Source organism: Pantoea coffeiphila, assembly GCF_016909495.1.
In the GTDB taxonomy this organism is placed as follows: Bacteria; Pseudomonadota; Gammaproteobacteria; order Enterobacterales; family Enterobacteriaceae; genus Erwinia; species Erwinia coffeiphila.
Genome location: NZ_JAFBFW010000002.1, coordinates 715,694 through 737,931, shown reverse-complemented (window position 1 = coordinate 737,931; position 22,238 = coordinate 715,694). Strand labels below are relative to the sequence as shown.

Below are 22,238 nucleotides of genomic sequence, written 5' to 3'. Positions count from 1 at the left end.
ACAGTAGCTCTGTTAGTGGGTCATCATGTTGTAGTTGAGGTTCCACATGATCCAGAGAGAGCCGACAACAACAATCAGGATGATGATCGCCGCGAAGACGATAGCAACCATATTCCAGCCGCCCTCGGACTTGCTGTCCAGGTGCAGGAAGTACACCAGGTGAACCAGCAGCTGAACAACCGCACACACCAGAACCACAGTCAGCGTAACCGCTTTAGAAGCTCCGCCGTCCATGACCATCCAGAACGGGATACCTGTCAGAATGATCGACAGGATAAAGCCGATCATATATGACTTCACGCTACCGTGAGACGCGCCGCCATGTTCGTTTACAGAATGACTCATTACATGGCTCCCATCAGGTAAACAATGGTGAATACGCAGATCCAAACCACATCGAGGAAGTGCCAGAACAGGCTCAGGCACATAATACGCGCGCGGTTAGTATCGTTCAGGCCACGTTTGGAAACCTGGAACATCAGTACCAGCATCCAGATCAGGCCAGAGGTCACGTGCAGACCGTGGGTACCAACCAACGTGAAGAACGCGGAGAGGAAGCCACTACGATCCGGACCGAAGCCCTCTTTGATCAGGTGATGGAATTCATAGATTTCCATCCCGATGAAGCCCACACCAAACAGGAAGGTCATGAACAGCCAGCCGAGTACGGCGCCTTTCTGACCTTTGTTCATGTTGATAACTGCAAAACCGTAGGTAATGGAGCTCAACAGAAGCAGTGCGGTTTCAACCAGTACGAACGGCAGTTCAAAGATATCTTTGCCTGCCGGGCCACCGGCGGTGTTGTTAACCATCACACCATACGTCGCAAACAGGGTTGCGAAGATGATGCAGTCGCTCATCAGATAGATCCAGAAGCCAAAGATCTTGTTGGCGCCCGCATCGTGATGCCCATGGTCCCCATGGGCGTCGTCGTGGTGTTTAGCCAGAGTTTCAGTTGACATTTTTCAGACCTGCTTTGCTAATTTCGTCAAAGTGCTGATTCTCGATTTTTTCGATTTCGGCAACAGGAACGTAGTAATCCACGTCTTCGTCAAAGCTCTTCACGATCCAGGTCACGATCATGCCCAGGAAGGACAGACCTACCAGCCACCAGATGTGCCAGATTGCTGCGAAACCGAAGATGGTAGCGAACAGAGCAATGATGATACCGGCGCCGCTGTTTTTCGGCATATGAATTTCTTCATAGTGCGTCGGCTGTTTATAAGCTTCACCTTTTTCCTTCATTTCCCAGAACGCATCGCGCTCGTGAACGTGAGGAACAACGGCAAAGTTATAGAACGGTGGTGGTGAAGAGGTTGCCCACTCCAGCGTACGTGCACCCCATGGGTCACCGGTCAGGTCACGGTTCTGTTCACGGTCGCGAACGGAAACGTAGAACTGAGTCAGCTGACAGATTACACCACAGGCAATCAGTGCAGCACCGAATGCAGCTACAACCAGCAGCGAGTGGAACTGAGGATCGATGTCCTGGCTAATACGACGGGTCATACCCATGAAGCCCAGTGCGTACAGCGGCATAAAGGCAACAAAGAAGCCGATAATCCAGAACCAGAACGCACGGATACCCCAGGTTTCATTCAGCGTAAAGCCGAACGCTTTAGGGAACCAGTAGGTCACACCTGCGAAGCAACCGAATACTACACCACCGATAATGACGTTATGGAAGTGAGCAATCAGGAACAGACTGTTGTGCAGAACGAAGTCAGCACCCGGCACGGCCAGCAGAACCCCGGTCATACCACCTACAGAGAAGGTGACCAGGAAGCCAACGGTCCACAGCATTGCAGAGTGCATCTGAATGCGACCCTGATACATGGTGAACAGCCAGTTGAAGATTTTAACACCGGTCGGGATGGCGATGATCATCGTCATGATACCGAAGAAGGCGTTAACGTTCGCACCCGCACCCATGGTGAAGAAGTGGTGCAGCCAAACGATGAAGGACAGGATGGTAATAACTACCGTTGCCCACACCAGAGAGGTATAACCAAACAGACGCTTTTTAGAGAAGGTTGCAACGATTTCGGAGAACACACCAAATACTGGCAGAACCAGGATGTATACTTCCGGATGACCCCAAACCCAAATCAGGTTGACGTACATCATCATGTTGCCGCCCATATCATTGGTAAAGAAGTGGAAACCAAGATAGCGGTCAAGCGTCAGCAGCGCTAAGGTCACGGTCAGAACCGGGAACGCAGCGATGATCAATACGTTAGTACACAGTGAAGCCCAGGTGAACACCGGCATTTTGAACATAGTCATGCCAGGCGCACGCATTTTCAGGATAGTAACGAAGAAGTTAATACCTGTTAATGTCGTACCAATACCGGATAACTGCAGACTCCATATCCAGTAGTCAACCCCGACCCCCGGACTGTACTCCGCACCGGAAAGTGGTGGGTAAGCCAGCCAGCCGGTCTGAGCAAATTCGCCCACGCCCAGTGACAGGTTAACCAGAACCACACCGACAACGGTGAACCAGAAGCTCAGGTTGTTCAGGAACGGGAAGGCCACGTCGCGTGCGCCGATCTGTAGAGGAACAGCAATGTTCATCAGACCAACAACAAACGGCATCGCTACGAAGAAGATCATGATCACGCCGTGGGCGGTGAAGATCTGGTCGTAGTGGTGCGGTGGCAGGAATCCGGCCTCACCGGCAGAGGCAAGCACCTGCTGGCTACGCATCATCACCGCATCGGCAAAGCCACGCAGCAGCATGACGAAGGCCAGGATGATGTACATGATACCGAGTTTTTTGTGATCGACAGAAGTCAGCCACTCGCTCCAAAGATAGTTCCACTTACCGAAGTAAGTGATTGCAGCCACAAGCGCCAGACCACCAAGAATGATGGCTGCTACCGTAACAACGATAATCGGCTCGTGAAGGGGCACTGCATCCAGTGTTAATTTACCTAACATTGTATTATTCCTCGGCTCCCGCGTGAGCGGAATGGCTCATATCCATACCTTCATGCGATGACATGTCCATGCTTCCGCCGTGGTTCATCTGGAACTGATTGATAACATCCAAGAACAGACCAGGTTTCACACTTGAGAAGAATTCAACAGGGTGATTTTCGCTAGGCGCTGCCAGCTTGTTAAAATCATCCATAGTCGCGAGTGTAGAGGTTGACTCTTTCGCTTTTGCTACCCACTGCTCGAAGGTTGCTTCGTCAGGAGTGGCAATCGCTTTAAACTTCATACCAGAGAAACCACGACCACTGAAGTTCGAGGAGATACCGTTAAAGGTGCCAGGTTCGTTCGCAATCAGGTGAAGCTTCGTCTGCATTCCGGCCATTGAGTAGATCTGGCTACCAAGAGTAGGAATAAAGAAGGAGTTCATCACTGAGTTAGACGTGATCTTGAAGTTAACTGGGCGATTAGCGGGGAACGCAATCTGGTTGACGGTTGCAATACCCTGTTCCGGGTAAATGAACAGCCATTTCCAGTCGAGCGAAACAACCTCAATCTCAACAGGCTTCTTGTCAGAAACCAGCGGCTTGCTTGGTTCCAGAGCGTGGGTAGATTTCCACGTCAGAATACCAAGGAAAACAATGATTAAGATTGGTACAGTCCAGACAACGGCTTCAACTTTGTTAGAGTGTGACCAGTTTGGGCTGTATTTCGCGTTGGTGTTTGATGCCCGATATTTCCAGGCGAACACCACGGCCATTAAGACGGCGGGGATAACGACGATCATCATCAGGCCAAAAGCCGTCAGTATCAGCGAACGTTGCTCCAACGCAATCTGTCCTTTGGGATTTAACAATGCACTATCACAACCACTTAACAAAATGGCGCCTGCGATTAATGACAAAATCCCCAAACTTTTATTGTATTTACTGAGTCTCATTTAACGACCTCAATGACAAGGGCTCTATTGTCGTTTAAGTGTGGCGGCATTTTACGGGAAGGTTTCAGTACTGTAAACCTGCAACAGGTTGTGTCAGCGAGGTGTTGACACCTTTTGCCAAGGCTGTCACATATGTTGCTGGCGGTGACAAAATATTAATGGCAGCAATGGGTTGGAGGCAATATAACAAAATTCTATGAAAAAAAGTCAGGTCAAAATCCAGACGCTATAACCAGACGGTTATTGATCCAATTATTTAACAAGTCCTTATCAATTGTGTGATAATAAACGGCATAAAACTAATTACTCACCGGGTTTTAATACTCTTTATTTAAAAATATTTTTCGCGTAAAACTTTTCCAATCCCGCTCAAAAAGCCAAAAAATTTTATTTTTATTCAACTGGCAGTTGTAGCTGTAATCTGCTACGCAAAAATAATCCAGGCAGGTGTTACAATTGCCTGGAATATTGTTATTAAATTGTTATGAAAATAATTTCCTTAACAAATCGAATTTATCAGCTTAAGCGGCGATTTAATCGGCACTTTCAGATAATTTTCGGCCTGCCAAAAAATCGAGTAACGTTCCTGCGGCTATGCCTGCCAACATCAGTGAAACAGCTGTTTTTAACAATCCGGAAACAATAACATCAGGCACGGTTAAATCCGATGCATTTAGTGCCAGGACGATCAGCCAGAGAATCAACAGTAGCGATCCGAGTACCAAACTGCGCAGGGCCCAGCGGTATGCATTGGGAAATGCAGTGCGCGGTGGAAAGTCTGGATGTTTCTGCGCATATTCAAGCGTTGATCGGCAGCCCGCCAACAGCAGCAGCCCGGGCAGCGCAGCAACGACCGAGAAAGCATAAAAGGTTGGCCAGCCCCAGCCATCTACAAACCAGCCGGCTACCGGCCCAACATACACCCGTCCAACGGCAGACAGGGCAGAGAGCAAAGCGAACTGGGTTGCCGAAAACGAGCGGTTGCACAGTGTCATCAGCAGTGCGACAAATGCCGCCGTGCCCATTCCACCGCAGAGGTTTTCCACGGTTACCGCCGCCGCCATGCTGTAAAGGTGCTTGTCAGTTACTGACAGTATCCAGTAACCCAGATTGGAAACGGCCTGCAGGATGCCGAACAGCATCAACGCACGGAACAGGCTCAGACGCTGCATCAGTACTCCGCCGACCAGCGCGCCAACAATGGTCGCTATCAATCCCAGCGTTTTATTGACCAGGCCGACATCCCCCGCGTCAAAGCCCACGCCGCGGATCAGAAAAATGGTGGTCAGGCTGGCGGCAAAGGCATCGCCCAGCTTGTAGAGCACAATCAGTGACAGAATCAGCCACGCATTGTTGCGATTAAAGAAATCGCGCAGCGGAGCAACGACCGCCTGTTCCAGAGAACGCGGGACTTCGGAGGTTAGCGCGGGTTCTTTAGCCAGTAGCGTTGCGATAACACCCGGGACCATCATCAGCGCCATCAGCCACCAGATGGCCTGCCAGCCGAGGTAACGGTCGGCCAGCCATAGCGCCAGGCCGCCGGAAACCAGCATCGCCAGTCGGTAACCCAGCACGCTGATGGCGGCACCGTTACCGCGTTCGGCCGCGCTCAGTACATCGGTTTTCCACGCATCAAAAACAATATCCTGCGAGGCGGAACAGAAGGCGATCAGCACAGCCAGCGCTGCCAGCAATGTCAGGTCGCGCGAAGGCTGTAAAAAGCCCATCATGGCGATGCCGACGATAAGCAGTAGTTGGGTAATCAGTAGCCAGCCGCGTCGACGGCCAAGAAATGGCGGCGTATAGCGATCCATCAGCGGTGACCAGAGAAACTTAAACACGTAAGCCTGGCCGACCAGTGAGAAGAAACCGATGGTTTTGATATCGACATTTTCCACCGCCATCCACGCCTGCAGAGTGCCGGAGGTTAATGCCAGGGGAAGGCCGGATGCGAAACCAAGTAATAAAAGGAGGGCGGAGTTGCGCCGAGTGAAAATGTGCAAATAGTGATTGGGCATACGGACCTTAAAGTCAGGCCCGCTATCCCGGCGGGCCTGCAATGATTAACGAGAGTTTTGCTTGATGAACTCGCTGACCGACGTGTCCTGAGCCATATCGGCAATCACGTCACCCAGTGTTGCGTTAACCGCATTGGTAATTTTTTCGTTGCTGGCGTTGAAAGCACCTTCCACGCTGTAGACCTGGCGATAGTTTTTCACCTGCTTATTGCCGTTTTTAGCGGTAGCAATAATCGAAATATCGGCCTTGGTGGTAATGCTGTAGCGGACGTTGCCCTGAGTCACGTCGGCATAAAGATTATTCACCACGATTTGCAGGTCGACTGCACCGCTTGGACCAACCATATAGCCACGGGCCGTCATTTGTTTCTCCAGGCTTTCCTGTAGCAGGAAGCGCAGATCGCGGGAAGGCGTCAGCGTGATCAGCTGGCCGTCACGGTTCACTTTCGCCAGTGCCTGGTCGGTACGCTGATCGGCTCCGTTGATACTAATGGTGACGCCCATCAGGCCTGGGTCCTGCTGGGGCAGCTTGATTTTAGGTGAAATATCAAGCGTGTTGCTGCTTGTCGCACAGCCAGCCAGCATAAACATGGCCAGCAGAGGGAACAGTAATTTTTTTAACATGCTTATTTTCTCGGTAACGTGAGTTGTATTGCTGAAAAAACTCCGGCCATCATAACATCGCCTGAAGTCAGGGGAAGCCCCGATAGCGCGTAAATTCATCGCGTTGTCGTATTTTCGGACGACTGAACGCTTGAGGCTTGGACTGCAATCAGGCCTGAGTGTTTCACGTTCGATAAGTAAAAATGTTGGCTGATTTGAAAATTTCGTTAAAGTGCATCGGGTTTGCATAAAAAACGACTAACATTTAAAGAGATGGGGCGCAGTTCTCTGCTGGAGAGGAGTTCGGTTATGATCCGTGAACAAATAGAAGAAAAGTTACGTACGGCATTTTCACCGGTGCACCTTGAGGTCCATGACGAAAGCTATCGTCACAACGTTCCTGCGGGGGCGGAAAGTCACTTCAAGGTGGTGATCGTCAGTGACAGTTTTATCGACCAGCGTTTCCTGGTGCGGCACCGTGCGATTTACGGCGTGCTGGCTGATGAACTGGCAGGAAGCGTCCATGCGCTGGCGTTGCACAGCTACACGGTCAAAGAGTGGGAAAGCCTGCAGGATACCGTGCCCGCCTCGCCTAACTGTCGGGGAGCCGGAACGCTGGCATAACTATTAATCATCTTCCAATACCAAACGGCCTCTGGGCCGTTTTTTCGTTTATAGCCGCTGAAAAGCCTCTGCTCTCATCAAATTCTTGCGGTTTCATCGCAAAAATGTAAAAAGTAGCGTGCGTCGGGGGAGTGTGCAGCCTCGACTCGCTTAGACGTTGCCGCTATAATGCGGCGTCTATTTTTTCACAGAATGTCTTCGGGACGCTTCTGTTAACAGGGAATGCGGTTCTGGCATCAGAAGCCGTCCCGGTTCTTAGATTCATTCAGTTATCGGTGTTTCCACCGTAGCAGGGTGCATCTGAAGTTGACCGAGCACGTGATTTTTTGAGGTAATAAGATGCAAGCTTCAGTAGAAACAACTCAGGGCCTGGGCCGTCGCGTAACGATTACCGTTCCTAAAGACGTGATCGAAACTGCAGTTAAAAACGAGCTGGTTAGCGTAGCTAAGAAAGTACGTATCGACGGTTTCCGTAAAGGTAAAGTGCCGATGACCGTCGTTGCACAGCGTTACGGTGCCTCCGTTCGTCAGGACGTGCTGGGCGATTTGATGCAGCGCAACTTTGTTGATGCGATCATCAAAGAAAAAATCAATCCAGCCGGTTCGCCAAACTATGTACCGGGCGAATACAAAATCGGTGAAGACTTCACTTTCTCTGCTGAGTTTGAAGTGTATCCGGAAGTTGAGCTGCAGGGTCTGGAAGCAATCGAAGTTGAAAAACCGGTTGTAGAAGTCACTGACGAAGACGTTGATGCCATGCTGGATACCCTGCGTAAGCAGCAGGCGACCTGGAAAGAAACCGACGCGGCTGCTGGCGCGGAAGATCGTGCAACCATCGATTTCACCGGTTCTGTAGACGGCGAAGAGTTCGAAGGCGGCAAAGCGTCTGATTTCGTACTGGCAATGGGCCAGGGTCGTATGATCCCAGGCTTCGAAGAAGGCGTTGTTGGCCATAAAGCCGGTGAAACCTTCACTATCGACGTTAACTTCCCGGAAGATTACCACGCTGAAAACCTGAAAGGGAAAGCAGCGAAGTTTGAAATCGTGCTGAAGAAAGTTGAAGAGCGTGAGCTGCCAGAATTCACCGAAGAGTTCATCAAGCGTTTCGGCGTGGCTGATGGTTCTCTGGCTGGTCTGCGTACCGAAGTACGTAAGAACATGCAGCGTGAACTGAAAGGCGCCGTGCGTAACCGCGTGAAGTCTCAGGCTATCGACGGCCTGGTTGCAGCTAACGACATCGACGTCCCTGCTGCCCTGATCGACGGCGAAATCGACGTGCTGAAGCGTCAGGCTGCACAGCGCTTTGGCGGTAACGAGAAGCAGGCTCTGGAACTGCCTCGTGAACTGTTCGAAGAGCAGGCAAAACGCCGCGTAGTGGTTGGTCTGCTGCTGGGTGAAGTGATTCGTACCCACGAGCTGAAAGCTGACGAAGACCGCGTTAAAGCGCTGATCGAAGAAATGGCTTCTGCGTACGAAGATCCATCAGAAGTTATTGAGTTCTACAGCAAAAACACCGAGCTGATGAACAACATGCGTAACGTTGCGCTGGAAGAGCAGGCTGTTGAAGCCGTGCTGGAAAAAGCGAAAGTGACTGAGAAAGCCACTAACTTCCAGGAACTGATGAACCAGACCGCTCAGGCCTGATTTAACTTTACTGGTTGTTCAACGAAAGCCCGCAGCCATTGGCTGCGGGCTTTTGCTATTTAATGAACTGGAATCGACTGCTTTTGCTGACAATTTGTCTATTTATTCCGCAAATTGTCGCCTGAGCCAATATTCCTGGTTAGCAGTTGATAAAAACGTTGTTATGCTTGAAATAGCGGGGCAATATCCCCAGATTGTTATCACTGGCATACGAGTTCATCAGAGTATGCAACGATGCTATCAGGCCTGGTTGAGCGCCCGGGTAGCTTCGGCGGAAAGGACCGGAATCATAGTGTTCCCGATCGCTCTCAAGTAGAATCGCTGCGGAGTGTGGCCAAATGAAATGTATCAGGAGACGATAATGTCATACAGTGGCGAACGTGAATTAACTGCACCTCAGATGGCTTTAGTGCCAATGGTTGTTGAACAGACCTCTCGTGGAGAGCGCTCTTACGACATCTACTCGCGCCTGCTCAAAGAACGCATCATTTTCCTGACCGGTCAGGTTGAAGACCATATGGCTAATCTGATCGTGGCCCAGATGCTGTTCCTGGAAGCAGAGAATCCGGAAAAAGACATTCACCTGTACATTAACTCTCCTGGTGGCGTTATCACTGCCGGGATGTCGATTTATGACACCATGCAGTTTATCAAACCTGACGTCAGCACAATCTGTATGGGACAGGCCTGTTCAATGGGCGCATTCTTGCTGACCGCTGGCGCAAAAGGCAAACGTTACTGCCTGCCAAACTCACGCGTGATGATTCACCAGCCGCTGGGCGGCTTCCAGGGGCAGGCTTCTGACATCGATATTCATGCGCGTGAAATTATCAAAACGAAACAGATGATGAATGAACTTATGGCGAAGCACACCGGCCAGAGCGTGGAAACGATTGAACGTGACACTAACCGCGATCGTTTCCTGTCGGCGGCTGAAGCCGTAGAGTATGGATTAGTTGATTCCGTACTGGCTCAGCGCAACTGATCTGTTTTGCCATGTATCCGTCGCTTCGCAGGCCAGACTTCGTGCTGGCCTGCGGTCGCTGACCCGGTGGGGCAGTGAGTGCGACAATGAGGGGGAGTGAATGACCGATAAACGCAAAGACGGTTCGGGAAAACTGCTGTATTGCTCTTTTTGCGGCAAAAGCCAGCATGAAGTACGTAAGCTGATTGCCGGCCCGTCAGTGTATATCTGCGATGAGTGCGTTGATCTGTGCAACGACATCATTCGCGAAGAGATTAAAGAGGTTGCGCCGCACCGTGAGCGTAACTCGCTGCCCACGCCGCACGAGATCCGCCATCACCTGGACGACTACGTTATCGGTCAGGAGCGGGCGAAGAAAGTGCTGTCGGTGGCGGTTTATAACCACTACAAACGCCTGCGCAACGGCGACACCAGCAACGGCATCGAGCTGGGTAAAAGTAACATTCTGCTGATCGGCCCGACCGGCAGCGGTAAAACCCTGCTGGCCGAAACGCTGGCGCGCCTGCTGGATGTGCCGTTCACCATGGCGGATGCCACCACGCTGACCGAAGCCGGTTACGTAGGTGAGGATGTGGAAAACATCATCCAGAAGCTGCTGCAGAAATGCGATTACGATGTGCAGAAAGCGCAGCGCGGGATCGTCTATATCGATGAAATCGACAAGATCTCCCGCAAATCGGACAACCCGTCGATTACCCGTGACGTGTCCGGTGAAGGCGTGCAGCAGGCACTGCTGAAGCTGATTGAAGGCACGGTTGCCGCCGTACCGCCGCAGGGTGGCCGTAAGCATCCGCAGCAGGAGTTCCTGCAGGTTGATACTTCGAAGATCCTGTTTATCTGCGGCGGCGCGTTCGCCGGCCTGGATAAGGTGATTTCCCAGCGCGTGGATACCGGCTCGGGGATTGGTTTTGGTGCCACGGTAAAAGGTAAAGCGGAAAAAGCGACCGAAGGCCAGCTGCTGGCGCAGGTGGAGCCGGAAGATCTGATTAAGTTCGGTCTGATCCCGGAATTCATCGGTCGTCTGCCGGTGGTGGCAACGCTGACCGAGCTGAGCGAAGATGCGCTGATCCAGATCCTGTGCGAGCCGAAAAACGCGCTGACCAAGCAGTATCAGGCGCTGTTTAACCTCGAAGGTGTGGATCTGGAGTTCCGTGATGAGGCGCTGACGGCGATTGCCAAAAAGGCCCTGTCGCGTAAAACCGGCGCGCGCGGCCTGCGCTCTATCGTTGAAGGCGTGCTGCTGGATACCATGTACGATCTGCCTTCAATGGAAGACGTGGAGAAGGTGGTGGTTGACGCTTCGGTGATCGAGAACAACGGCGAGCCTAAACTGATTTACGGTAAACCGGAAGCACAGCAGGCTTCTGGCGAGTAGTATCAACGCTCGTACGATGGCATAAAAAAATGGCCCGCAGCGAAAACTGTGGGCCATTTTCAATTCAACTCTTCAGCTGCGAAATCAGGCTTTTAGCTCATCCCACTGGCTGATCACGTGCGTGGCAATACCGTAGTCGATAGCCTGTTCCGGGCTCATCCAGTAATTGCTGTCGGTGTCTTTTTCAACTTTCTCCAGCGGCTGCCCGGTCGCTTTGCTGATCAGCTTATTAATACGCTCACGCGCACGCAGCAGTTCTTTCGCTTCAATTTCAATATCTGAAACTTTACCGCGCACGCCGCCAAGCGGCTGATGGATCATAAAGCGGGTATTTGGCAGCGAGTAGCGGTTATCTTTGTCGGCTGCCAGGAAGATGGTGATCCCGGCGCTGGCTACCCAGCCGGTACCGATTACCACAACTTTAGGCTTCACGAATTTAATCATGTCATGGATGGTGTCGCCTGCTTCCACGTGGCCACCCTGGCTGTTGATAAACAGCTTGATTGGCTCGTCGCCCATCTCCTGCAGGATCAGCAGCTGAGCCGTCACTTTCTCGGCCAGTTCCTGATTAATCTCGCCGGAAATGATAATAGAGCGTGACTGCAGCAGCTTGTTCACTGCCAGCGCTGAATTCTTCTCTTCCTGGCCTTTTTCTTCTTTCTTTGGCTCTTGAGGCATGCTTTACACTCCATCGGGATCTGATAAGTCACGAGAGTTTAGCATAATCAAACAGGTAGCTAAATCAACAGTCATTGGGATGAATATTCAGATTTCAAAACAGAGGGATAGTGAATATCAATAACCCAAAATAGCATGCCGGATGTTTTTATGAACAATCCTGGACCAATTCACAATTCCACTGTGGGGCTTGCGCCGTTGCGGAGTTTTACTCCCATTTTAAAGGGGAAATGGGCTATATTAATTGCTGGTACGCGTAAATTTAGACAGCCCACTTCAGGTCTGTTTAGCAAGACATGAGGTTACTGATGACAGACAAACGCAAAGACGGTTCAGGAAAACTGCTGTACTGCTCTTTTTGCGGCAAAAGCCAGCATGAAGTACGCAAGCTGATTGCCGGCCCGTCAGTGTATATCTGCGATGAGTGCGTTGATCTGTGCAACGACATCATTCGCGAAGAGATTAAAGAGGTTGCGCCGCACCGCGAGCGTAACTCGCTGCCCACGCCGCACGAGATCCGCCATCACCTGGACGACTATGTTATCGGTCAGGAGCGGGCGAAGAAAGTGCTGTCGGTGGCGGTGTACAACCACTACAAACGCCTGCGCAACGGCGACACCAGCAACGGCATCGAGCTGGGTAAAAGTAACATTCTGCTGATCGGCCCGACCGGCAGCGGTAAAACCCTGCTGGCCGAAACGCTGGCGCGCCTGCTGGATGTGCCGTTCACCATGGCGGATGCCACCACGCTGACCGAAGCCGGTTACGTAGGTGAGGATGTGGAAAACATCATCCAGAAGCTGCTGCAGAAATGCGATTACGACGTGCAGAAAGCGCAGCGCGGGATCGTCTACATCGATGAAATCGACAAGATCTCCCGCAAATCGGACAACCCGTCGATTACCCGTGACGTGTCCGGTGAAGGCGTGCAGCAGGCACTGCTGAAGCTGATTGAAGGCACGGTTGCCGCCGTACCGCCGCAGGGTGGCCGTAAGCATCCGCAGCAGGAGTTCCTGCAGGTTGATACCTCAAAAATCCTGTTTATCTGCGGCGGCGCGTTCGCCGGCCTGGATAAGGTGATTTCGCAGCGTGTGGATACCGGCACCGGCATCGGTTTTGGTGCCACGGTAAAAGGTAAAGCGGAAAAAGCGACCGAAGGCCAGCTGCTGGCGCAGGTGGAGCCGGAAGATCTGATTAAGTTCGGTCTGATCCCGGAATTCATCGGTCGTCTGCCGGTGGTGGCAACGCTGACCGAGCTGAGCGAAGATGCGCTGATCCAGATCCTGTGCGAGCCGAAAAACGCGCTGACCAAGCAGTATCAGGCGCTGTTTAACCTCGAAGGTGTGGATCTGGAGTTCCGTGATGAGGCGCTGACGGCGATTGCCAAAAAGGCCCTGTCGCGTAAAACCGGCGCGCGCGGCCTGCGCTCTATCGTTGAAGGCGTACTGCTGGATACCATGTACGATCTGCCTTCAATGGAAGACGTGGAGAAGGTGGTGGTTGACGCTTCGGTGATCGAGAACAACGGTGAACCTAAACTGATTTACGGTAAACCGGAAGCACAGCAGGCTTCTGGCGAATAAATAACCAAATCTTTCCAGTCAGTTAACCGAAAAGGGGGAAAATCTTCCCCCTTCAACATTTCTGGTAACCCCAACGTTGAATCTATTCCATTCATCCCCATATACTCAAATACCTGTGGGTAAACCGCTTCTGTTAAGGATGATGCGGTTCCCCTTACCTGGCGGAAATTAAACTAAGAGAGAGCTCTATGAATCCTGAGCGTTCTGAACGCATTGAAATCCCTGTGTTGCCGTTGCGTGACGTAGTGGTTTATCCGCACATGGTCATTCCGTTGTTTGTTGGTCGTGAAAAATCGATTCGCTGCCTTGAAGCCGCCATGGATCATGACAAAAAGATCATGCTGGTCGCTCAGAAAGAAGCTTCAACGGATGAACCAGGCATTAACGATCTCTTCTCTGTCGGGACCGTCGCCTCCATTTTACAGATGCTGAAACTGCCGGACGGCACGGTGAAAGTGCTGGTGGAGGGTTTACAGCGTGCTCATATCACGACTTTATCCGACAACGGCGACCATTTTGCCGCGCAGGCAGAATACCTTGAGTCTCCGGAGATTGAAGAGCGCGAACAGGAAGTGCTGGTACGCACGGCGATCAATCAGTTTGAAGGCTACATCAAGCTGAATAAAAAGATCCCGCCGGAAGTGCTGACCTCGCTGAACAGTATTGATGATGCTGCGCGCCTGGCCGATACCGTCGCGGCGCACATGCCGCTGAAGCTGGCTGACAAACAGTCCGTGCTGGAAATGTCCGACGTGAATGAGCGTCTGGAATATCTGATGGCGATGATGGAGTCGGAAATCGACCTGCTGCAGGTTGAGAAACGCATCCGTAACCGCGTGAAAAAACAGATGGAAAAAAGCCAGCGTGAGTACTATCTGAATGAGCAGATGAAGGCCATTCAGAAAGAGCTGGGCGAGATGGACGATGCGCCTGACGAAAATGAAGCGCTGAAGCGTAAAATTGACGCGGCCAAAATGCCGAAAGAGGCAAAAGACAAAACCGAAGCTGAATTGCAGAAGCTGAAGATGATGTCGCCGATGTCGGCTGAAGCCACCGTCGTTCGTGGCTACATTGACTGGATGGTTCAGGTTCCGTGGAATGCGCGCAGCAAAGTGAAGAAAGATCTGCGCAAAGCGCAGGAAACGCTGGATACCGACCATTTCGGCCTTGAGCGAGTGAAAGACCGCATCCTTGAGTATTTAGCCGTACAGAGCCGCGTCAGCAAAATCAAAGGCCCGATTCTGTGCCTGGTTGGGCCTCCGGGCGTGGGTAAAACCTCGCTGGGGCAGTCAATCGCCAAAGCCACCGGGCGTAAATACGTACGTATGGCTCTGGGCGGCGTGCGTGACGAAGCGGAAATTCGCGGTCACCGTCGTACCTATATCGGTTCGATGCCGGGCAAACTTATCCAGAAAATGGCCAAAGTGGGGGTGAAAAACCCGCTGTTCCTGTTGGATGAGATCGATAAGATGTCCTCGGACATGCGTGGCGATCCGGCCTCTGCGCTGCTGGAAGTGCTCGATCCCGAGCAGAACATTGCCTTTAACGATCACTATCTGGAAGTCGACTACGATCTCTCCGATGTGATGTTTGTGGCAACGTCTAACTCGATGAACATTCCGGCTCCGCTGCTGGATCGTATGGAAGTGATCCGTCTTTCTGGCTACACCGAAGACGAAAAACTGAACATCGCCAAACAGCACCTGCTGCCGAAGCAGATCGAGCGTAACGCGCTGAAGAAAAATGAAATTTCAGTCGATGATAGTGCGATTGTTGGCATCATCCGCTACTACACGCGTGAAGCGGGTGTGCGTAGCCTTGAGCGCGAACTGTCCAAGCTGTGCCGGAAAGCGGTGAAATCGCTGCTGATGGATAAGTCGCTGAAGCGTATTGATATCAATGGCGACAACCTGAAAGATTTCCTCGGCGTACAGCGCTTTGACTACGGCCGTGCCGACAGTGAAAACCGTGTCGGTCAGGTGACCGGTCTGGCGTGGACGGAAGTGGGTGGCGATCTGCTGACCATTGAAACCGCCTGCGTACCGGGTAAAGGCAAGCTGACCTACACCGGTTCTCTCGGTGAAGTGATGCAGGAGTCCATCCAGGCTGCGCTGACCGTGGTGCGCGCGCGTGCCGACAAACTGGGCATTAACGGTGACTTCTACGAGAAGCGTGATATCCACGTTCACGTTCCTGAAGGGGCAACGCCGAAAGATGGCCCAAGTGCGGGTATCGCCATGTGCACCGCGCTGGTCTCCTGCCTGACGGGTAATCCGGTGCGTGCCGATGTGGCGATGACCGGTGAGATCACGCTGCGTGGCCAGGTGCTGCCGATCGGTGGTCTGAAAGAGAAACTGCTGGCAGCGCACCGCGGCGGGATCAAAACGGTACTTATTCCGGACGAAAACAAGCGCGATCTGGAAGAGATTCCGGATAACGTGATTGCCGATCTTAAGATCTATCCGGTGAAGCGGATCGAAGAAGTTCTTGAGCTGGCCCTGCAAAATGCCCCTTCCGGCGTGCAGGTTGTCACCGAAAAATAGTGATTTAAGATAAATCGCCGTAAAACGAGGGCTGGCAGGTGAATTGTTACTTGCCAGCCTTTTTTTGTCCGGCTAATTTAGGATGCTGTTAAGCCAGTCATAGCAACGATTGCCGATGGTAATGGCTCAACAAGTTAGGTTCGCGGTCATAATAAACGACTGCACATACGTTGCTGGCAGGGTGCCAGTCACGGTGTGAAAAATAAAAGAGGGGATGATTAGGTGAACAAGTCACAGTTGATCGACAAAATTGCTGCAAATGCAGATATTTCCAAAGCTGCAGCCGGACGTGTACTGGATGCGTTTATTGCCTCTGTTACTGATTCTCTGCAGTCTGGTGACGAAGTGGCGCTGGTAGGATTCGGCACCTTCTCCGTGCGTGAGCGTTCAGAGCGTACGGGTCGTAACCCACAGACGGGTAAAGAAATTACTATCCCTGCGGGCAAAGTACCGGGCTTCCGTGCCGGTAAAGCGCTGAAAGACGCCGTTAACTAAGCAATATGCTGCCGTTGAAACAGATTTCTTCGGCGGAGTGAGGATCGCCAGGGCGTTCTCATGTAACATACAGGCACATCATCAGACTGATGTGCCTTTTTTTTATGATTCAGTGACATTCGCATAATGCGGTTGTCTACAGGATGTAACTCCCTGGAGTCACTGGAGTTGCAGCAATGCATGGCGTTGCACGTCCTCGGGAACGCGGGACGATAGCGCAAGGTTTTACATTCACACTACAGCGGAGTGTTGTCACACCATGATGGACAATTTACGCGCGGCCTCGAACCATGTCGTGCTCAAAATTATACTGGGTTTGATCATCCTGTCCTTTGTTCTTACCGGCGTGGGCGGATATCTGACGGGCGGCAGTGGTGATTATGCGGCCAAGGTAAATGGTCAGGAAATCAGCCGTGCTCAGCTTGAGCGAGCTTTCAGCAACGAGCGTGCGCGTCAGCAGCAGATGCTGGGCGAACAATTCTCCGCACTGGCAGGTAACGAAGGTTACATGCAGCAGATACGTCAGCAGGCACTCTCCCAGCTGACCGACGAAATCCTGCTAGACCAGTATGCGAAAAATATTGGCCTGGCAATTAGCGACGATCAGATTAAGCAGGCGATCTTCACCCAGCCCGCCTTCCAGACCGACGGCAAGTTTGATAACGCCAAGTATCTGGGCCTGATTGGCAACATGGGCTTTACGGCCGATCAGTATGCGGAAGCGCTGCGCAAGCAGCTTACCACCCAGCAGCTGATTAAGTCCGTGACCGGTACCGACTTTGTTCTGGGCAGTGAAAGCGATGCGCTGGCCGCGTTAATTTCCCAGCAGCGTCTGGTGCGTGAAGTGACGATTAACGTTGGTGAACTGGCGGCAAAACAGACCGTCACCCCTGACGAAATCAATAACTACTACCAGCAGAATAAAAACAGCTTCATGTCTCCTGAGCAGTTCCGCGTAAGCTACATCAAGTTGGATGCGGCAAGCATGCAGGAGCCGGTCAGCGAGAGTGAAATCCAGGGCTGGTATGATGAACACCAGCAGGATTACACCCAGCCGCAGCGCAATCGCTACAGCATCATTCAGACCAAAACCGAAGCGGAAGCGCAGTCGATTCTGGATGCACTGAAGAACGGCGGTGATTTTGCCGCGCTGGCAAAAGAAAAATCAGCTGACCCGATCTCAGCACGCCAGGGCGGCGATATGGGCTGGCTGGAGCCGGACACTACCCCTGATGAGTTGAAAAACTCAGGCCTGAAAGACAAAGGGCAGCTGTCAGGGATCATCAAATCGTCGGTTGGCTTTATTGTCGCTCGCCTGGATGATATCCAGCCTCAGCAGATTAAAGCCCTGGCCGACGTTCGTGATGATATTGCGGCAAAAGTGAAGCAGGAAAAAGCCGTCGATGCTTACTATAAGCTACAGCAGAAAGTCAGCGATGCGGCAAGCAACGACACTGAGTCACTGGCGGGAGCTGAAGAAGCGGCCGGCGTTAAAGCGGTGGAAACGGGCTGGTTCAGCCATGATAATCTGCCCGCTGAGCTGAACTTTAAACCGGTTCAGGAAGCGATCTTCAACGGCGGCCTTGCCGGTGATAATGGTGCTCCGGGCCGAAATTCAGACATCATCACTGTTGATGGCGATCGTGCTTTTGTCCTGCGTATCAGCGAGCACAAGCCTGAAGCCGTTAAGCCGTTGCCAGAGGTGACCGCGCAGATCACCGATACCCTGAAGCAGCAGAAAGCGCAGGCGGCAGCGAAGTCGCAGGCGGATAAACTGTTGGCGAATCTGAAAGCCGGTAAAGGTGATGAGGCGCTGAAAGCGGCGGGTCTGAGCTTTGGTCAAACCCAGACGCTGACGCGTACCGGGCAGGACCCTCTGACGCAGTCAGCCTTTGCGCTGCCGCTGCCGGCAGCAGGCAAAGCCTCTTACGGTGTGGGTGAAGATATGCAGGGCAACGTAGTGCTCCTGTCGCTGGATAAGGTACAGACGGGTGAAATGCCGGCTGCACAGAAAACCGCGCTGGTTCAGGGCGTAACGCAGAATAACGCACAGATTGCCTTTGAAGCGCTGATGACTAACCTGCGTAAAGAAGCCAAAATCAAGTACGGTGCGGCTGCACAGGCGCAGTAAGCCTCGCAAAATCACTGCAACTGATTGCAACACGAAAGGCCGCTTATGCGGCCTTTTCCATTTCTGAAATCTGCCGTTTGCCGCCTGAAAAGCGCTGACGTAGGTTAGTCATGCTGTCAAACACATGGAGGAAAACAGCATGTTTAAATCAACGCTTCAGGCTCTTTCACTGGCATTCGGCATGGCGCTTATTACACCCGCACTGGCAACCGGCAGCGTGGAGGCACCAAAAGACGTGAAGGCCGAAACCAGAACGGGAGTGAAAACGCCGGTGCCGCAGGGGGCTGGCAAGAGCGATGAGGATGCGGGTAGTCAGGTGAGCATTAACAGTGCGACCGCGCAGGAGCTGGCGGCCACGCTGAACGGCGTGGGTCTTAAAAAAGCGGAATCTATCGTCAGCTATCGTGACAAGTATGGCCCCTTCAGCCAGATCGATCAGCTGACCGAGGTTCCGGGGATCGGCAAGGCGCTGGTCGAACGTAATTTGACACGAATTAAACTGTGATCCGTTTCGCGAGTCGGGCACGTTGTCTGCAACGCAAATGCTCCGGCTGCTAACCTCTTAGAGGTCATACCAGTTGGTGTGACCTTTTTCACTCGGAGATCGGAAGCAATGCAGACCACCATCAAAGTTCGTGGCTATCATCTTGATGTTTATCAACACGTCAATAACGCGCGCTATCTGGAGTTTCTTGAAGAGGCCCGCTGGGCCTGGCTTGAGGAAACCGAATCCTTTCACTGGATGACGACCAATCATCTGGCGTTTATTGTGGTGAATATCAATATTAACTATCGTCGGCCCGCTGTACTTGGCGATGTCCTGCTGGTCAGCAGCAAGGTGCAGCAGTTGAACGGCAAAAGCGGCGTGATTGCTCAAACGGTAACGCTACAGCCCGGCGGCGAGGTAGTGGCGGATGCACTGTTAACCTTCGTCTGTATTGACCTGCGCACTCAGAAAGCGCAGCCGATGGAAGGGGAACTGCGTCAGAGGCTGGAGGCGATGCTGGAACCGAGTGAATAGAGCACGATGCTTTTTTACTCATTCAGCCAAACGGGAAACGGCTTAATGCCATCAACGCTCATTTTTTCGGGTCGCCACGGATGACCGGGACGGTGCCCGGTCATCATCACCCCGGGGCTTAAACCAGGCCGGTTTTCGTTTTCATCGCCTGCATCACGGCGGTGGCATTATGTTGGTATTCCTGCAGACCATTAGCCCGTAAATGGCAGGCCGCGCACTCGCCGCAGCCATCACCCTGAATACCGTTGTAGCAGGTCAGCGTCTGTTCACGAACCAGTTTAAGCTGCTGCCAGTAGTCGGCCAGCGCCCAGGTTTCCGCCTTGTTCAGCCACATCAGCGGTGTTTCAAAGCGGATATCGCGCGCCATGCCCAGTGATACGGCATGGTTAAGGGCTTTTACAAACTCATCGCGACAGTCAGGATAGCCCGAGAAATCGGTTTCACACACGCCGGTAATTACCGCTTCGGCTTCCACCTGATAGGCATAAATAGCCGCCAGCGTGAGGAAGAGAATATTGCGCCCTGGTACAAAGGTGCTCGGCAGACCGCTACTGGCGGGGTCCCAGTTAGGGACCGGGATGTTATCGCGGGTCAGGCTGCTGACCGCCAGTTCGTTAAGCAGGGTGACATCCAGAACCTTGTGCGCACGGGCACCCAGCGACAGCGACAGCCGCTGAGCAACGTCAATTTCTGCCCGATGCCGCTGGCCATAATCAAAGGTCACGCAGTGGACTTCGTCGTACTGCTTAAGGGCCTGGATCAGGCAGGTTGTTGAATCCTGACCACCGCTGAATACTACCACTGCACGTTTCATACTTACTCTTCCTGATAATGTTCTGCCCGCTATGGTACTGCCTGAATCGATAGAAAGGTAGTTTCACTCAGTCAATGGCTACCGGTGGCGGGAGCCATGCGCGGGAAAAATCAAACCAGCCCCACGCATTAAGCCGTATCCCCTCGACGTCCGGCGGTGCACTAACCTGATAGCGATAGTTAAACAGCGGCGTAATGGCAGCCTGGTGCATCAGTTTTTTAAACACGTCGTGCATTGCATCGTTTCGTCCGGCCCCGTCAGCGTGCTGTTGAAGTTCGTTCAGTGATTTCAATAGCTTCTGCCATTCCGCTTTGCCGATAATCACCGGCCATAGCGGGTCCAGCCTTAGCCAGCTTTCAAGGGTGAATACCGGTGCTTCACCGATCAGGCGATCGCCCATCACCAGGTCAGCCTCCGCCAGCGACGGATAATCCTGCCAGTTTTTCGCCGGGTGAAAGTGCAGAGTAAGGCGGCAGCCTTGCGCTGCCAGCAGTTGCTGAAGCCGGATAGCCATTGCGTGCAGTTCTACCGGCAGATGGTAATGCAGGCTTAACGTCGCGGGGAGTGCCGTTTGCCGATCGGGTTTCCACTGCGGAATATGCCAGCCCGGAAGCATCTCATTACTGGGGGAAATCAACCCTTCTTCCAGCGGCAACTGTTCGACCAGTCCCGACTGGTGTACCAGCGCCATAATGTGCTGCGCCTGTGCGGCGTTGAGCCCGGCGCGTTGTCCAATAGCCAGGTAACAGAACCCCAGGCTGATACGCTGGCTCACGGGCTGTAACTGCGCGAGGTCCTGCTGTGCCCCTATCGCTATCTGCACCGGATGGCGGCAGCTGGTTCCAAGTTCGCGGTCAAAAAGCTGCGGCGCGATCCAGTATTCAACCGCCTGCATGAGAGGATGGACGCCGTGATACCAGCCGTGGCTTTCCAGCCTGACCAGCATTGTCGAGTTGGCGACCAGCCGCCACGGGCCTGTACCGATATCCGGATTGTCGGGATGAGGTAACAGGCAGCATACGCTGGCCAGCCGGTGAGCAAGCCAGTAGTCGGCCTGATGCAGATCGATGCGCAGGCAGAGCGCATGGGCTTGAGAAACGCGTTTCACGCTGGCGAGCATCCGCTCTCCGGTCGGGCTGGCGAGAATATTTTGCAGCGTCTGCTGCAGCTGTTGTGCGGTTACCGCTTCGCCGTGGTGCCAGCGTAGCTGGGGGCGCAGGAAGAAAAACCAGCTCAGGCCATCGTCGCTAATCTGCCAGTGGTGAGCGAGGTCGGGGATAGCGTCATCGCCGGCCAGTCGGCTCAGCCCCGAGAACACCTGCTGGGCGAGATGCTGTTCTGCACGCCCGGCCAGCACCAGGGGCCGCAGCGGGTCCAGCTTGCGGTAGTAAGGTATACGCAGCGTCGGCTGATTATTCTGCCACTGGCCGCCAAGAAACGGCTGGAGAAGCTGGCTGAGCTGCTCGGTGGCGAGCGGCACCAGCTGCAGGGCATGCTGCGGCTGCCCTCTGTCCAGCTGTTGCAGCATCATTTCGCTACGCAGTGCTTCAGGCGAGCGTAAAAAGGTCACGGTTCCACGCTTGCCGCGCCCCGAGCGCGCCTCCCAGCCCAGCCATCCCGCCTCCTGCCACTGATTAAGCAGGGTGCGAACGTGGCGTTCGCTACAAAAACAGCAATTGGCTATTTCGCTCACGCTGGACGATAGCGGCTGGCCTTCGCTGCGCTGCCAAAGCCGCTGATATTGATTTAACCGGTTAATTTCACGCATCAGCCTAAACCCGGAACAGTTTTGTGAAAGTATTCACTATTTGTTCCGCAAATACCAGGTGATACTTGCTGACAGATTA

19 protein-coding genes are annotated in these 22,238 nt (G+C 52.9%); 10 read left to right on the top strand and 9 right to left on the bottom strand.

What is annotated here, in order from left to right:
* Positions 1–12 precede the first annotated feature (12 nt).
* The 6 genes from JOE09_RS09110 to JOE09_RS09085 all read right to left on the bottom strand — a co-directional run bounded on the left by JOE09_RS09110 (position 13) and on the right by JOE09_RS09085 (position 6,519).
* Positions 13–345 carry a cytochrome o ubiquinol oxidase subunit IV gene (locus JOE09_RS09110; protein WP_105590791.1) on the bottom strand — a complete coding sequence of 111 codons (333 nt, stop codon included), beginning with the start codon at positions 343–345 and terminating at the stop codon, positions 13–15.
* Positions 345–962 (bottom strand): cytochrome o ubiquinol oxidase subunit III, encoded by a 618-nt coding sequence (locus tag JOE09_RS09105; RefSeq protein WP_123335683.1) that lies wholly within the window; start codon positions 960–962, stop codon positions 345–347. The genes JOE09_RS09110 and JOE09_RS09105 overlap by 1 nt, the downstream gene beginning before the upstream one ends.
* The gene (cyoB, locus tag JOE09_RS09100) at positions 952–2,943 is read right to left on the bottom strand and encodes a cytochrome o ubiquinol oxidase subunit I (protein ID WP_205065536.1); all 1,992 of its coding nucleotides are present in this window, start codon (positions 2,941–2,943) and stop codon (positions 952–954) included. Before cyoB ends, JOE09_RS09105 begins: the two co-directional genes overlap by 11 nt.
* Positions 2,944–2,947: 4 nt before the next feature.
* Entirely contained in the window at positions 2,948–3,877 is a 930-nt protein-coding gene (cyoA, locus tag JOE09_RS09095; protein WP_205065535.1) for a cytochrome o ubiquinol oxidase subunit II, read from the bottom strand.
* Between the two features lie 533 nt (positions 3,878–4,410).
* Positions 4,411–5,895 carry a muropeptide MFS transporter AmpG gene (gene ampG, locus JOE09_RS09090; RefSeq protein WP_205065534.1) on the bottom strand — a complete coding sequence of 495 codons (1,485 nt, stop codon included), beginning with the start codon at positions 5,893–5,895 and terminating at the stop codon, positions 4,411–4,413.
* 45 nt (positions 5,896–5,940) lie between these two features.
* Positions 5,941–6,519 (bottom strand): lipoprotein, encoded by a 579-nt coding sequence (locus JOE09_RS09085; protein WP_105590796.1) that lies wholly within the window; start codon positions 6,517–6,519, stop codon positions 5,941–5,943.
* Positions 6,520–6,807: 288 nt separating this feature from the next.
* Here JOE09_RS09085 and bolA point away from each other — a divergent pair, with 288 nt between their 5' ends.
* From bolA to clpX (JOE09_RS09065), 4 genes are all read left to right on the top strand, one after another.
* Positions 6,808–7,122, top strand: coding sequence for a transcriptional regulator BolA (gene bolA / locus JOE09_RS09080; protein WP_105590797.1), 315 nt, complete (start codon positions 6,808–6,810; stop codon positions 7,120–7,122).
* Positions 7,123–7,461: 339 nt separating this feature from the next.
* Positions 7,462–8,766, top strand: coding sequence for a trigger factor (gene tig, locus JOE09_RS09075; protein ID WP_205065533.1), 1,305 nt, complete (start codon positions 7,462–7,464; stop codon positions 8,764–8,766).
* A gap of 361 nt (positions 8,767–9,127) precedes the next feature.
* On the top strand, positions 9,128–9,751 hold the full coding sequence (gene clpP / locus JOE09_RS09070) for an ATP-dependent Clp endopeptidase proteolytic subunit ClpP (RefSeq protein WP_105590799.1): 624 nt from the start codon (positions 9,128–9,130) through the stop codon (positions 9,749–9,751).
* 100 nt (positions 9,752–9,851) lie between these two features.
* The gene (clpX, locus tag JOE09_RS09065; protein WP_105590800.1) at positions 9,852–11,126 is read left to right on the top strand and encodes an ATP-dependent protease ATP-binding subunit ClpX; all 1,275 of its coding nucleotides are present in this window, start codon (positions 9,852–9,854) and stop codon (positions 11,124–11,126) included.
* Positions 11,127–11,210: 84 nt separating this feature from the next.
* On the opposite strand, the gene JOE09_RS09060 is transcribed toward clpX (JOE09_RS09065), so the two are convergent.
* A complete protein-coding gene (locus tag JOE09_RS09060; RefSeq protein WP_205065532.1) occupies positions 11,211–11,804 on the bottom strand; it encodes an ATP-dependent Clp protease proteolytic subunit in 594 nt (197 codons plus the stop codon).
* A gap of 308 nt (positions 11,805–12,112) precedes the next feature.
* Here JOE09_RS09060 and clpX (JOE09_RS09055) point away from each other — a divergent pair, with 308 nt between their 5' ends.
* The 6 genes from clpX (JOE09_RS09055) (at position 12,113) to JOE09_RS09030 (ending at position 19,577) form a co-directional block, all read left to right on the top strand.
* Positions 12,113–13,387 (top strand): ATP-dependent protease ATP-binding subunit ClpX, encoded by a 1,275-nt coding sequence (clpX, locus tag JOE09_RS09055; protein ID WP_123335702.1) that lies wholly within the window; start codon positions 12,113–12,115, stop codon positions 13,385–13,387.
* A 188-nt stretch (positions 13,388–13,575) separates the two neighbouring features.
* Positions 13,576–15,930, top strand: a complete 2,355-nt coding sequence (gene lon / locus JOE09_RS09050) for an endopeptidase La (protein ID WP_205065531.1) — start codon at positions 13,576–13,578, stop codon at positions 15,928–15,930.
* 222 nt (positions 15,931–16,152) lie between these two features.
* A complete protein-coding gene (gene hupB / locus JOE09_RS09045; protein WP_105590803.1) occupies positions 16,153–16,425 on the top strand; it encodes a nucleoid-associated protein HU-beta in 273 nt (90 codons plus the stop codon).
* Between the two features lie 259 nt (positions 16,426–16,684).
* Complete coding sequence (gene ppiD, locus JOE09_RS09040) at positions 16,685–18,556, top strand: peptidylprolyl isomerase (RefSeq protein ID WP_205065530.1); 1,872 nt, start codon at positions 16,685–16,687, stop codon at positions 18,554–18,556.
* Positions 18,557–18,695: 139 nt separating this feature from the next.
* Positions 18,696–19,061, top strand: a complete 366-nt coding sequence (locus tag JOE09_RS09035) for a helix-hairpin-helix domain-containing protein (protein ID WP_205065529.1) — start codon at positions 18,696–18,698, stop codon at positions 19,059–19,061.
* Between the two features lie 108 nt (positions 19,062–19,169).
* Positions 19,170–19,577 (top strand): acyl-CoA thioesterase, encoded by a 408-nt coding sequence (locus JOE09_RS09030; protein ID WP_205065528.1) that lies wholly within the window; start codon positions 19,170–19,172, stop codon positions 19,575–19,577.
* A gap of 118 nt (positions 19,578–19,695) precedes the next feature.
* Here JOE09_RS09030 and queC read toward each other — a convergent pair whose 3' ends face one another.
* Both queC and JOE09_RS09020 read right to left on the bottom strand, forming a co-directional pair.
* The gene (gene queC / locus JOE09_RS09025) at positions 19,696–20,391 is read right to left on the bottom strand and encodes a 7-cyano-7-deazaguanine synthase QueC (protein ID WP_205065527.1); all 696 of its coding nucleotides are present in this window, start codon (positions 20,389–20,391) and stop codon (positions 19,696–19,698) included.
* Between the two features lie 67 nt (positions 20,392–20,458).
* Positions 20,459–22,159 carry an SgrR family transcriptional regulator gene (locus tag JOE09_RS09020; protein WP_205065526.1) on the bottom strand — a complete coding sequence of 567 codons (1,701 nt, stop codon included), beginning with the start codon at positions 22,157–22,159 and terminating at the stop codon, positions 20,459–20,461.
* Positions 22,160–22,238 lie beyond the last annotated feature (79 nt).